This window comes from Streptomyces prunicolor NBRC 13075 (assembly GCF_000367365.1).
GTDB lineage: Bacteria > Actinomycetota > Actinomycetes > Streptomycetales > Streptomycetaceae > Streptomyces > Streptomyces prunicolor.
This window is the reverse complement of the sequence record NZ_BARF01000012.1, coordinates 50744-62323: the sequence shown is the minus strand read 5'-3', so window position 1 is coordinate 62323 and position 11580 is coordinate 50744. Positions and strand designations below refer to the sequence as shown.

The following is an 11580-nucleotide window of genomic DNA, read 5'->3' as shown; positions in this document are numbered from 1 at the left end:
ACTCCCGTTGTTTGGCGGCTGCGGGCGCGTGGGGGTTGGGGGGTGTGGGTCGGGTCACCAGGGGGTGGTCCTCGGGGTGCGGTCCCGCCACCAGCGTTCGGGCGTCGGGGGGGTGTCGTTGGCGGGCTCCGTGCGGTTGCGGAACTCGTCGTCCAGACGTGTCAACGCCTCGTGGAGAGGGTCGGTGTGCTCGGTGTCGACCTCGGTCACCAGGCTTGCCAGGTCGTCTCGTGCCTGGAGGTCGCGCAGGAAAAGGTCCTCGCGGTATCGGCCCGACGGGCTCCAGTCGGCGGCCAGGCGGCGGATGAGGCGTTCCCATACGCGGAGGTTGTAGTGGACGCGTCCTTCCACGCTCGCTGTCGTTCCCGTGGGGTACGTGCTCAGGAAGGCGTCGGCGACGGGGGTCTGGATGGGCTCTCCGTCCAGCGCTTCGGGGAGGTACTCCACCGTGGCGCGTGGAAGATCGGTGACGGGTTCCTCCACTGCGTCGACCCGGTACGTCGTGTCCTCGTCGGAGTCGATCGTCTCCAACCGGCAGCGCACGGCACGGCCGTCCGGCACGGCGACCCAGTAGGCGCTGTCCAGGCCGAGGTCCTGTGCGGGGTAGAGGACCGACGTCGCCGTCCGGACCGCGAGTCCGTGCGCCAGGTCCGCCTCCGTGCGGGTGCCGGCCGTCCCGTCCTCGACAGAGAGGTCGAGTTCCAGTGCCAGATCGCCGAGCGGCAGTACGCGGTAGGTGCACAGGACCGGTGCGTCCCAGCGTCTTGTCTCCTGGTCTCCGTCCCGGTCCGCGACATCGACCGCTTCCGCCGCCACGCCCAGCAGATCCGCCAGTGCCCTGCGGAGGTCCACCGGTCCGAGGTCCGTGACGGTGAAGACATTCGCGATCACTTGTACGTCCCGTCGTAGACCTGCTTCGCCTTCGCCACCTTCTCGGGGTTGTTGACGAACTTGGGGTCACGCTGCAATTGCTGGGATTTGGCGAGGTCACCCTTGTTCCGGACGATCTCCTTCAGCGCAGCGTATTCAATGCGGTCCATGTCGACCAAGCCTGGGCCGGAGACCGGGAAAACCGTTCCGTTGTCCTCGACCCGGTACTTGCGGCCGTTGATCTCGTACGTGTTCCCGTCGGCCGAAAGCGTGGCTCGGCTCTTCGCGATGCCCTCGATGTCCGCGCGGACCAGGTCCTCGTTCCCGCGGAGGATCACGGTGTTCGCTTCCTTGACCTGACCGCTTCCCGCTCCGCTGATGGTGTGCCGCTTGTTGGGGAACCTCAGCGTCTTTCCCCGCGCGGGGCCGGCGACGTCGTCCCCCGCCTCCCAACGGTCCGCCGCCTTGTCGGCCTCGTCCGCCTGCTTGCGGGCCTCCTCGGCCTCCTTCTCGGCGTCCTCGTCGCAGCCGTCCTCGGCGAGGAGGACGTAGGGGGAGGTGGCGGCGGTGGCGAGGACGGTGGTGCCGGTACCGGGAGACCCGGTGAGGTTTCCAGGGGTGTCGGGGGCATTGCCGTCGTACGGGATACGGCGGCTGGGCGCGCCGATTGTGCAGCCGGTCTTCTCGGCCTTCCGCTCCGCTTCCTCGGCTGCGTCGTCGGCTTCCTTGGCGGCCTTTTCGGCGCCCGCCGCGTCGCCGGCCTTGGCCGCCTTCTTCGCGTCCTCCGCCGCCTTGGCCGCCTTTTCGGCGAGTTCGCCGAGCTTTCCCAGTTTGCCGATCTTGCCCAGGTCGCCGACTTTCTCGACGATCTTCGCGCCGTCGTAACCGGGAATGAAGAGGGAACCGACGTTCCAGAGGACGTGGCTGACCGCACGGGTCTTGTCGCCGTTGTTCCAGTCCTTGGCGACGTCGTCGCCGATGAACACGTCGTAGAGGACCGTGCCGCCCGTCTTGACGGAGGCACCGGTCCAGTCCCACAGCGCGCCGCCGTAGTCGCCGTCGGACCACTTCTTGCCGGCGTCCTTGGAATTCTGCGACCAGTCGTCGCCGAGTTGCTTGCCGTAGTCGCCGATGCCCTTCAGGGTGTCCATCGGGTGGCTGACCATGTCGTAGATGCCGGTGAGGTCGCCCCACACTCCGTCGACGAAGAGGCCTTGGCCGACTTGCTTGACCTGGTTGCCTGCGCAGCCGAAGAAGGCGCCTACGCCGGAGAAGCAGCCGTCGGCGGCCGGGGCGGGGGCGGGCTTCTTGTCGTCGGCGGTGTCGGTCGTGGTGCCCGTGGTGCTCGTGTCGGTGGGGCCGTTGCCGTTGTTCTTTTCGGCGGTCGCGTCCGTGTCGCCGTCTGCCGGGGCCGGGCAGGCCATGCCGGTGACCTTGCAGACCTCCGACTGGATGCCGCCGAAGATCTGAGGGCCGAGGCCGGTGACCAGCAGGGCGGTGATGATCGCGGCGACGATGGCGATGAACCCGGCGTACTCGACCGCCGTCTGCCCCTCGTCCCGGCGCCAACGGATCAGCCGGGAGAGGGAGAACGGGCGGCGCTCGACGCGCTCCGGTCCGGCGAGGTCGTACCACTGACGGCTCTCGGGGCGGGACAGGAAGAGGAGGATGAGGATCGGCAGGAGCAACTGCAGGCCGCCTCGGGCGGATCCGGAGGCGAGGTTCACGACCCCGCCGAGGATCAACCAGCCCTGTACGGCGACGAGTCCACGCCGGACGCGGACCCCGCCCTCCCGACTCCGCCGGGCCAGCCACCAGCCGAGGACGCCGGGTGCGGCGGCGTACGCGACGAGGGCGATGACCTGTCCGTCGAGGGCGTCGTACGACGTGGCGGTCATCAGGAGGCCGAGCCCGCCGACGACGGTGACCGCGAAGAGGACGTGCACCAGCACCAGGGCGGCGGAGAGTTCTCCAGGCATCTCTTGACGCCCACCCTGCCCGGGCCGGGATATCCCTCCGACCGACGCCATGTCTCCCCCTGGGTGGCGACTCCCGCCGGTCTCCCCGGCATTGGTCCACAACACGGCTAAGGCTAGGGACGGGGCGCGTGCCCGAGATGGGTCCGTGGACCCAAAAGGACGCCCAAACGCCGGGTGGGCCCGAAAGAACCCCGGGTGGACCGGGCAAGCCGATCCCCACCGAGCCCGGGCACTGTTCCGCCGAACTCCCGCTCGACGAGACGGTGTTGCACAACCCCGCTGTGGCTACTGCGGTAGCAGGGCGCCGACGGGGACGTGAGTACGCGTACTCACCCGGCGTGGTGGATCACACGGATACGAGGAGGGGCGAGCGTTGCGTAACGTCCGTGACGGCTCAGGACTCAGGCAGCGTGGCAGCTCGGCACAGGACTGGGCGACAAGGTGAAGCGGAGCTTTTGCGCTTCGGCGCTCGTCAGCGGATCGGGTGGTCTTTTCACTCCGGATGTTGCTACGTTCCCACGGCCAACACCGGGCGCGCGAGCGGTTGTTGACATGGCGCGGCATTGCGAGGCTGGGTTAACGGGGATGAACGGGATAACGGGGATGAGGGCAACGTGGGGTTCGACTGGGAACAGGCTGTGGGCGTCCCGCCCCGTGCCGGTGATGCGGGAGGCACCCGCATGCGACTGGCGAGCGCCGATGGAGGCGGAAGCGGGGACGGCGATGCCGACCTGCGGATCAGCGGGACGCCGTGGACAAGCGCGTCCGGTGTCGCGGACGAACTGCGCACCGACACCAACAGCGGTCTGACCGACCTCAGGGAAGCCGACGCCGGTGCGGCCGGCGGCGCCGAAGGGTTCGACTGTACGGCCGCGCTGAACGAGACACGTGCCACCTGGGAGATACGACTCACGGCGGTCCGTGACGAATGCGGACGGCTGCACGGGACCCTGGCCAGGACAGGGAAGCACTTCGGTGAGGTCGACCATCAGGTCGGCCGCGGGGCTGACAACATTCCGACCGATAGCAGTCCGGACTGGGCGAGGTGACACCGGTGCCCACCTGGCGACAACTGCGCGACCTGAAGCTGTCCGCGTACCGGGACGCCGCCGACGGCTGGCGCAAGGTCAGCCACCGCGCGGACACCGCCCGCCTCCGGGTCGACCGGGAGATGACGATTCCCGTCCGGTCCACCCAGAAGGGCGAGACGGCTACCAAGGCGGCCGGTGAACTGGACCGCCTGAGCCGCAACTACCAGTACACACAAAGTGAATGCGGGCTCATCCGGACCACTCTGGAATCCCTCGCCGCCGACCTGGAGACACCTCAGCGAACGCTGAAACAGGCACTGGAAGAGGCCGAGACGCTCACCTTCACGGTGAACGAGGACGGTTCGGTGACGTATCCCCCGCCCGTCTCGAAGGACGGCACCGCCACCCCGGTCGTCTACGGACCGTACGCCCCGGGCAAGTCGCCGGTCGGTCCTTCCGTGCCGTTCGCTCCGGGCGCGGGCGGCGGCACCGCGCGAGCGGGCGCCCCTGTCCCCTACCTGCCCGGCATGGGCGAAGGCGGCGGCAACCCCAACAAGGCCAGGGCCGAGGACATCGCGGAACGCATCGCGAGCGCCGTGCGGACGGCGGGCGAGATCGACGCCCGCTACGCACCAGTACTCCGCAAGCTCAAGGCCCCGGCCGGGCTGGAGGTCACCGACGTCATGCTCGTGGACGCCGCGGTGGACATGCAGGCCGTCCGCAGGGCCGTGGGCGGCTTCCTCGACAAGAAGAGCATTCCGCACGGTAAGTCCCCCGCCCAGAACAGGAAATGGTGGGACGGCCTCAGCACCGACCAGCGCGACGAGTACGCGACGCTCTACCCCGCCGAGATCGGCGCGCTCGACGGCCTGCCCTCCGAGGTACGCGACACCTCCAACCGCATGGTGCTGGCGGAAACGCACGCCCAGGTATCGCAGCAGTACGAGCGCCTGGGGCCCGAACCACCGCATTACGTCCAGGCTGGCAACCCACCCACGGCTGTGGTCAACCCGGCCTGGCGACAGTGGCAGGCCGGGGGCGGTGAGCGGCTGCGGTCCCAACTCAAGGGAATGGATGCGGTCCAGGCCAGACTGGACGCAAGCGGCGTTCCCGGCGAGAACGGTGAGTCCGGCCTGCCGCAGGCATACCTGCTGGGCTTCGACACCCACGGCGACGGGCACACGATCATCGCCAACGGGAACCCGGACACGGCGGACAACACGGCCGTGTATGTGCCGGGGACGGGGTCGAAGCTGGAGAACGCGGGCGGTGACATCAAGCGGATGACGGAAACGTGGAGGGAGGCCGATGCTCAGGCTCCCGGCGAGTCCACCTCCACCATCACCTGGATCGGTTACGACGCCCCGCAGAACATCCTCACCGACTCCCCACGGGCGAGCTACGCCTACGACTCCGCGCCCACGCTCAACAATTTCCTGGACGGCGTACAGACCGCACAGGGCGGCGCCGACGCCAGCCACACGACGGTCATCGCCCACAGCTACGGCACCACCCTCGTCGGCGCCGCCGCCAAGGAACACCACATCGCCGCCGACGACATCGTGGTCGCGGGCAGTCCGGGCATGCTGGTGGGCGACGCGAGCGACCTGGACGTGGGCAGCAAACACGTATGGTCCGAGGCCGCCAGCGACGATCCCGTGCCCTACATCGGCAAACCGTTCCTGGGCGGGGAGAAATGGGGAGTGGAGTACTACCACGGGGTTCCCGTCAACGCCGGCTACATCACGACCATCCCGTCCGACGAGGCGTTCGGGGCGCATCGGATGGACGTGGACACCAGCGGGCACAGCGGCTATTGGGACAGGGGTTCGCTGTCGTTGGCGAACCAGGGGGCGGTTGTTGTTGGCAATTACGGTGATGTTAAGGAAGACAAGTGAACCGTCTCAGGCATCAGTCGGCACGGCGTCGACGCGCTTCTTTCGCTGTGGCCATCGTCCTGCCCCTCATCATGACGGGATGCTCAAAAAGCGTGAACACCGAGAACGCGAACGACGCTGCCAGCGAAAGCAGCCCCAAACCAGCCACCCTCGCCGTGGACAAGGCCAGGGCGAAGGCCAACCACATCTCTAGCCAGATTCTCGACATGATCGGCATCACAGAAGGCCAAGTGACTCAGGGAGGAGCGGGCGTATCCCCATGCGACAGAGATCCCGAACACCTCTACCTCCTGCGCCACCCCTGGTCGGTCTATGAGGTGGCACCCGAAAAACTGAAGGTCGGATTCCAGCGCCTGCGGGAACAACTGCCCAAGAACGGCTGGAAAATCGTCGACTACGGCCCCGACACCAGCGCGAACAAGAACCTTGAACTCACCGCCGATTCAGAGAATGAACCCTTCTCGGTCGATGCATCACTGCACATCACAGGTTCGTCGGGAAAAAAGCAACCCTTGATCCTGGTCCACGTCGTCTCCGGCTGTTACCGCGCCCCCGAAGGCACCGACCTCAGCAAGGAGTACTGACCGACGCTCGGCCGACTGACGCTGGCTTGAGCAATCTCGTGGGTCGACCCCTTGGGCCCCGTCGGCAACCACTCGACTTCGAAGACCCAGTAGTGAACGTTCTGGGCCTCGGCTGGACAGCGAACCGGTCTCACGAGTCGACCGGAGCGGTTCAGCAGGCACAGCGTCGTCCCCACCGAACCAGTCCCGGCCCACCCCCGTCGCTCAGGCCGCGTCGACGCCCGTGAAGCCGCGCGCTCCCTCTCTCGGCAGCACCGCCCACATGCGGGCGCCTCCGCCCGGTTCGCCCGCGGCCCCGATGCCCCAGTCACCGCCGCAGGCCCGTACCACGCAGGCCAGCACCCGCAGGTTCGCGCGGCGCCGGGCGTCGCAGGCGGCGGAGAGACGCGCGTGGGCGTGGCGCGGATGCCCGTCGTAGATGTTCACGCGCAGGGCGCCTTCGCGATAGCGGAGGGATACGTATACCTCGGCGGTCGGCGTGAACCGGCAGGCATACGCAGCCAGTTCACTCACCACTTGTACCGCCGCGTCGGTCACGTCCTGGAGGCCGTGGGCCCGCAGCACCACACGGGTCGCCGCGCGGGCGATCGACGGGCTCTGCGGGGCGGCGGGGAGGGTGAGGCTGTAGGCAAGGGTTTCGGGGGTCGGTGGTGCGGGTGGCAGGTCCACTCCGGTCGGGATCGAGCAGGTCATGGCAACTCCCTTGGCCAGAGGGTGTGTTGTGGCTCCGCACGGTGGCTTGTCTCCCTGACGCGGACCCGCCCCTCCCAGGGGAGGAGATGCGGGCAGGCTCGCGTGATGCGCTTCCGGTTCGGCGGAGGGGGCGTAGTCGACCCATCACCGAACGTAGAGGATTGCGTGGCTCATTGCCACCCAATCTGCAGAATTACCACTGCCGTGTTGGACCAACCCGGCTGCTCGGGGGCAGACTTGCGCCACAACCGCTGGAGGAAGCTGACACATGCCGCCAAGGTCAACACCTACCGAGCGCCAGAAACGGCTGGGCGCCGAACTGCGCAAGATGCGCCTCGCAGCAGACGTATCCACGGAATACGCCGCAGGGCTACTGGGCCTCGACAGGGCGAAGATCTCCAACATCGAGGCCGGGGTTCGCACCATCAGCCCGGATCGCCTGCGCACGCTTGCCTGCAACTACGCGTGTCGCGACGAGGCTTACGTCGAAGCCCTGGCCGACATGGCGAGCGACCGCACGCGCGGGTGGTGGGAGGTCTACCGGGGACAACTCCCCGCAGGACTCCTCGACATCGCAGAGTTGGAGTGGCTCGCCAAGAGCGTACGGGCAGGTCTGACCATGATCGTGCCTGGCCTGCTTCAGACCGACGGCTACGCCCGGACCCTGTTCGGTGCCGCACTTCCGCCTCTGTCCCCGGCGGAGATCGAGTTGCGTGTAGCCCTCCGCCTGCAACGTCAGCAGGTGATGTACCGCGATCAACCGATCACATACGTCGGATACGTCCACGAGGCCGCCCTGCACGTGGAGTTCGGCGGAGCCAAGGTGATGCGCGTGCAACTGGAGCACCTGTGCGACGTCTCGGACCGTGACAACATCCACGTACGCGTGATCCCCTTCAGCGCAGGGGCACTCCCAGGAGCCGGCCAGGCGGTCGTATACGCCGAAGGACCCGTTGCTCAACTGGACACCGTGGAACTCGACTCCGCGCACGGTCCCGAGTTCACCCATGGCCAGTCACAACTCGACAAGTACCGCGCCCACTTGGACTGGATGGAGTCCGCCTCACTCTCGCCCAGCGCGTCCCGCGACTTCATCCGTGAAATTGCCCGCCACCACTGAGGAGCGACCATGCCGGAGATCACCTGGGAAGAGCCCTTCTGCGCCGAGGGCGCCAACTGCTTCCGCATAGGCACCGACGACGATGGCAACGCCTACATCGCCGTCGCCGGAGAGGAGGACCTCTACCTCACCGACAGCCGCGAGGCCCTCCGTACGCTCATCCGGGACATCAAGGCGGGCAAGGCCGACCATCTCCTGCAAGGCTGAACGCTGTTCAGCTCTCCGTGCGGGGGAACGTCACCTCGACCCTTCGGTTCTTCTTGCGGCCGGCCTCCGTCGAGTTGTCGGCGATCGGGTACTGCTCGCCGTAGCCGCGTACCTCGAAGGTGATGGCCGGGTTGTTCAAGTCCGAGTCCAGGACCGCCTGTACGGCGTCGGCCCGCTGCTTGGACAGGACGTCGCCGTGTGCGGACGAGCCGAGGTTGTCCGTGAAGCCGAAGACGCGGACCGTCGACGCGTTCTGCTTCTTGATCTCCGAGGCGATCGTGTCGATACGGGACTTCGCCTCGGCGCTCAGCTTGGCGCTGTTCTTGCTGAAGAGGACCTCGGCCTGGAGGGCGAAGGTCACGTCCGAGTTGGTGTCCTCACGGCGTTCCTCACCGCCCTGGTCCTCGACGACCGACTTGATGTCCAGAACCTTGGCTGCGGCGAGCGTCGCGCCTTCGGGGAGTTTCAGGTCCGGGTCGTTCGGGTCGACCTGCACCGGGGCGGAGGCGGAGGCCTCGGTGCCCGGTGGGACGCTCGGGCTCGGGGTGTCGTCGGCGTGCGCCGCCACCGCGCCGACGATGTTCGCGGCGACCATGATCGTGGCGGCGGTCACGACCAGGGCGAGACGGGGAGTGGTGGTCACGGTCGCGTCACCCGGAGATCTTGATCGTGCCGACGGAGAACGTCGGTAGTTCGAAGGAGACTTCGGTGGTGGTGGATGGGGGGGCCGGGAACTGCATGAAGACGGACAGCTCGTCGCCCGACTTGATCGTCGTTATGCCCGTTGTCGTCAGCGGGCGGCCGTCCGTGTCGCGCAGCACGTAGTAGCGCTTCTTGCCCTTCGAGTCCACGAGCGTGGCGCCGCCTAGCGACGGGCCGTTCCTGATGACCTCGGTCTCGTTGCCGCTCAACGCGGCCGGAATCACGACACTTTTGTCCGCGTCGTTCTTCAGATTGCCGTTCACGGTGACGAAGCCGCCTGAGTCCCGTGTGGCTGAAGTGATGTCCAGGGCAAGGCCGTTCGAGCCCTTCACCTCGGCCAAGGGCGCGTCCGACTGGCCCTCCTGAGCACTCGGATCGGATCCGCTGGTCTTGGAGGCCGACGCCGGGGTGTCCGGCTTCTTGTTGTCGTCGCCACTCCCGCAGCCGGCCACGCCGAGGGCCAGACCGGCCGCGACAGCCAGGGCGACCGTCCCCCTGCGGGCCGTCGAAGTGAACCGAATGCTCATGACTCTGCTTCCCTCATCACTCGTCGTTCGCTTGTCAGTCGGCCAGATGGACGTCGAAGAGGTCCTCGGGTCCCGGTAGATCGGTGAGGTGGAGCGGGTCCAGGTCCCACTCGTCGCCGTTCTTGCAGGTGAGCTTCGGCAGCACGTCGTCCCCGGCGTCCGCGCCGAGGGGAGGGAACGTGCAGAGCGACTCGATCACGGCTGTGGCACGGGCTGTCGAGTGCTGGTCCTCCGTGCCGGGGACGATCGAGTCTCCGACCGGCTTGTCACTTTCGACGGCGACCTCGTAGCCCGGGGGGAGCCCTGGTTGCCACTGGCACCCGGCCCCGGTCATGTGGGCCTCGTTCTGGGCCGCGAGTTGGCCGGCCCGCCCGCACGAATCGACGAGTCCCGCCACGTCGCCGTCGAAGATCTCCTGCCACTTGGTCGGATCGAGTACATCCTCCACCCACTTGCCCGCGAGTTGGTCCCGGGTGTCCTGGGCCGCCGCGAGCGCCGCCGCGTCGGCGGCCGTCTGGGCGCCGCCCCGGTTCACCGCGGCCTGGCCGACCGCGACGTAGGCGAACGCGAGGAAGAGCAGACCCGCCACCACCGTGATGTAGATGGGGAAGGCCTGCCCTGCGTCGCTGTACCTACGGGGCGTCATCAGCCGCCGGTGACCTCGGAGATCTTGTTGTTGATCGCGTCGAGAATCGTCTGCCCGATGGACGTACCCGTGATCGCCAGCACGATCGCCACCACCACCGCGATGATGCCCAGGTACTCCACCGCTGTCTGGCCCTTGTCGCCGGCTCGCCGCTGAAGGGCCGCGACGGTCGTGTTCTTCCAGCTGTTCACGCGCGCCTTGGTCGCAACGGCGGTCTTCAGCATCAGGTCGCTCATGGTGTTCCCCTCCGAGTGACGCGTTACCGGCTTCCTCGTCGCCGGTGCCGCTTTCGACATGAGAACGGTATGCCCGAAACAGCGGCGCGTCAGAGGGTCCCAGGGCCCAAAATCGGGCCCAATCGGAGTGCCACCCTTCGCTCTTGGCCCGTCCGTCGCCGAACCGGGACCGCGGGCCCGGCAGTTGGGTGCCCCGTCGCGGTGTCACGCGTCACCCCAGCCCTCGGGCCGAACCCGGCGCCGTACCAAGCCACTTGGCGGCGGCCTCGGAGCGGCTGGTGCTGTGGAGCTTGGCGAAGATGCGGTTGATGTGGTTCTTGACGGTCTTCTCGGAGATGAAGCAGGTGGCGGCGATCTGCTGGTTGGTCATGCCGGACGCGATGTGGTCCATGATCTCCGCCTCCCTCGCGCTCAGTTGGAACCGTGACCTGTCCAAGGATGACTGTCTCACAGGTAATTGCAATCGCGAAAGGGGTTCTGGTGAATTCGAGCCGTGGTGCGGCCCCAAAGAAGTTGTTCCGTTTGCAGGTGCACCTAGTTGAGACTCGTAGGAGCCCAGGCCCTCGGGCAGTGGCGGGCCGGTTCGTTCCTGTCGTAGCTGTGCCAGCAGGGCGCCCGCCGCGGATGGCGTGAAATGGGCCCTGCCCTGCCTGATGTCCCTTACGGCGGCGACCAGTTCGTCCGCCGTGAACTCGCCGTGGACCAGATAACCGCCCGCCCCGCGCCGCAACGCCTCCCGGACGATCTCCGACTCCCTGCTGTACGTGAGCATCACGACCGGGGCGATCCGCACCAGGTACGGCAGCGCCGAGATGCCGTCCACGCCCGGCATGCGGACGTCCAGCAGGACCACGTCGGGGCGGTGGAAGTGGGCCGCCTCGTAGGCCTCTCTGCCGTCCGTCGCCTCCGCTACGACCGTGATGTCCGCGCGGCCCGACAACAGGGCCGTCAGGCCGGCGCGGACCACCGGGTTGTCGTCGGCCACGACGACCCGGAGGGGTGAACTCGGGTCCGGTCGCGGGAAGTTGCCGAAGGGGTTCGGTGGCGGCTGGGGAGCGCCGGGGTGGGGCGTCGTGTGGTCCGGCAT

The 11580-nt window shown here is 67.7% G+C and carries 13 protein-coding genes; 5 read left to right on the top strand and 8 right to left on the bottom strand.

Annotated elements, in window-relative coordinates:
* Positions 1-54 precede the first annotated feature (54 nt).
* On the bottom strand, positions 55-891 hold the full coding sequence (locus tag SPR02S_RS05420; RefSeq protein WP_019055914.1) for a hypothetical protein: 837 nt from the start codon (positions 889-891) through the stop codon (positions 55-57).
* Positions 888-2849 carry a hypothetical protein gene (locus SPR02S_RS64310; RefSeq protein WP_052346920.1) on the bottom strand — a complete coding sequence of 654 codons (1962 nt, stop codon included), beginning with the start codon at positions 2847-2849 and terminating at the stop codon, positions 888-890. The genes SPR02S_RS05420 and SPR02S_RS64310 overlap by 4 nt, the downstream gene beginning before the upstream one ends.
* A gap of 680 nt (positions 2850-3529) precedes the next feature.
* Between SPR02S_RS64310 and SPR02S_RS55165 the strand changes: the two genes are divergently transcribed.
* The 3 genes from SPR02S_RS55165 (at position 3530) to SPR02S_RS62880 (ending at position 6362) form a co-directional block, all read left to right on the top strand.
* A complete protein-coding gene (locus tag SPR02S_RS55165) occupies positions 3530-3898 on the top strand; it encodes a hypothetical protein (protein WP_158697780.1) in 369 nt (122 codons plus the stop codon).
* 5 nt (positions 3899-3903) lie between these two features.
* Positions 3904-5778 carry an alpha/beta hydrolase gene (locus tag SPR02S_RS05405; RefSeq protein ID WP_158697779.1) on the top strand — a complete coding sequence of 625 codons (1875 nt, stop codon included), beginning with the start codon at positions 3904-3906 and terminating at the stop codon, positions 5776-5778.
* 92 nt (positions 5779-5870) lie between these two features.
* Entirely contained in the window at positions 5871-6362 is a 492-nt protein-coding gene (locus SPR02S_RS62880) for a hypothetical protein (protein WP_158697778.1), read from the top strand.
* Positions 6363-6566: 204 nt separating this feature from the next.
* On the opposite strand, the gene SPR02S_RS05395 is transcribed toward SPR02S_RS62880, so the two are convergent.
* Positions 6567-7055 carry an ATP-binding protein gene (locus tag SPR02S_RS05395; RefSeq protein WP_019055909.1) on the bottom strand — a complete coding sequence of 163 codons (489 nt, stop codon included), beginning with the start codon at positions 7053-7055 and terminating at the stop codon, positions 6567-6569.
* A 268-nt stretch (positions 7056-7323) separates the two neighbouring features.
* On the opposite strand from SPR02S_RS05395, the gene SPR02S_RS05390 reads away from it, so the two are divergent.
* Together SPR02S_RS05390 and SPR02S_RS05385 are read left to right on the top strand one after the other, a co-directional pair.
* Positions 7324-8175 (top strand): helix-turn-helix domain-containing protein, encoded by an 852-nt coding sequence (locus tag SPR02S_RS05390; RefSeq protein WP_026150243.1) that lies wholly within the window; start codon positions 7324-7326, stop codon positions 8173-8175.
* Between the two features lie 9 nt (positions 8176-8184).
* Positions 8185-8382, top strand: coding sequence for a hypothetical protein (locus SPR02S_RS05385; protein ID WP_019055907.1), 198 nt, complete (start codon positions 8185-8187; stop codon positions 8380-8382).
* Between the two features lie 7 nt (positions 8383-8389).
* Here the strand turns inward: SPR02S_RS05385 and SPR02S_RS05380 are convergent, their stop codons facing one another.
* The 5 genes from SPR02S_RS05380 to SPR02S_RS05360 form a co-directional block, all read right to left on the bottom strand.
* Positions 8390-8977: an OmpA family protein gene (locus SPR02S_RS05380; RefSeq protein ID WP_373283279.1), complete on the bottom strand. Its 588-nt coding sequence runs from the start codon at positions 8975-8977 to the stop codon at positions 8390-8392.
* 55 nt (positions 8978-9032) lie between these two features.
* Positions 9033-9611 carry a hypothetical protein gene (locus tag SPR02S_RS05375; RefSeq protein ID WP_019055905.1) on the bottom strand — a complete coding sequence of 193 codons (579 nt, stop codon included), beginning with the start codon at positions 9609-9611 and terminating at the stop codon, positions 9033-9035.
* 34 nt (positions 9612-9645) lie between these two features.
* Positions 9646-10257: a pilus assembly protein TadG-related protein gene (locus tag SPR02S_RS05370; RefSeq protein WP_019055904.1), complete on the bottom strand. Its 612-nt coding sequence runs from the start codon at positions 10255-10257 to the stop codon at positions 9646-9648.
* A complete protein-coding gene (locus SPR02S_RS05365; protein ID WP_019055903.1) occupies positions 10257-10493 on the bottom strand; it encodes a hypothetical protein in 237 nt (78 codons plus the stop codon). Before SPR02S_RS05365 ends, SPR02S_RS05370 begins: the two co-directional genes overlap by 1 nt.
* A 211-nt stretch (positions 10494-10704) precedes the next feature.
* Positions 10705-11580: a response regulator transcription factor gene (locus SPR02S_RS05360; protein ID WP_019055902.1), complete on the bottom strand. Its 876-nt coding sequence runs from the start codon at positions 11578-11580 to the stop codon at positions 10705-10707.

What these genes read in the sequence shown, in the direction of transcription:
- SPR02S_RS55165 (WP_158697780.1), top strand. Translation starts at nt 3,530, where the DNA reads ATGCGACTGGCGAGCGCCGATGGAGGCGGAAGCGGGGACGGCGATGCC.
- SPR02S_RS05380 (WP_373283279.1), bottom strand. Translation starts at nt 8,977, where the DNA reads ATGGTCGCCGCGAACATCGTCGGCGCGGTGGCGGCGCACGCCGACGAC.
- SPR02S_RS05390 (WP_026150243.1), top strand. Translation starts at nt 7,324, where the DNA reads ATGCCGCCAAGGTCAACACCTACCGAGCGCCAGAAACGGCTGGGCGCC.
- SPR02S_RS05370 (WP_019055904.1), bottom strand. Translation starts at nt 10,257, where the DNA reads ATGACGCCCCGTAGGTACAGCGACGCAGGGCAGGCCTTCCCCATCTAC.
- SPR02S_RS05395 (WP_019055909.1), bottom strand. Translation starts at nt 7,055, where the DNA reads ATGACCTGCTCGATCCCGACCGGAGTGGACCTGCCACCCGCACCACCG.
- SPR02S_RS05360 (WP_019055902.1), bottom strand. Translation starts at nt 11,580, where the DNA reads ATGCCGGACCACACGACGCCCCACCCCGGCGCTCCCCAGCCGCCACCG.
- SPR02S_RS05375 (WP_019055905.1), bottom strand. Translation starts at nt 9,611, where the DNA reads ATGAGCATTCGGTTCACTTCGACGGCCCGCAGGGGGACGGTCGCCCTG.
- SPR02S_RS64310 (WP_052346920.1), bottom strand. Translation starts at nt 2,849, where the DNA reads ATGCCTGGAGAACTCTCCGCCGCCCTGGTGCTGGTGCACGTCCTCTTC.
- SPR02S_RS05385 (WP_019055907.1), top strand. Translation starts at nt 8,185, where the DNA reads ATGCCGGAGATCACCTGGGAAGAGCCCTTCTGCGCCGAGGGCGCCAAC.
- SPR02S_RS05365 (WP_019055903.1), bottom strand. Translation starts at nt 10,493, where the DNA reads ATGAGCGACCTGATGCTGAAGACCGCCGTTGCGACCAAGGCGCGCGTG.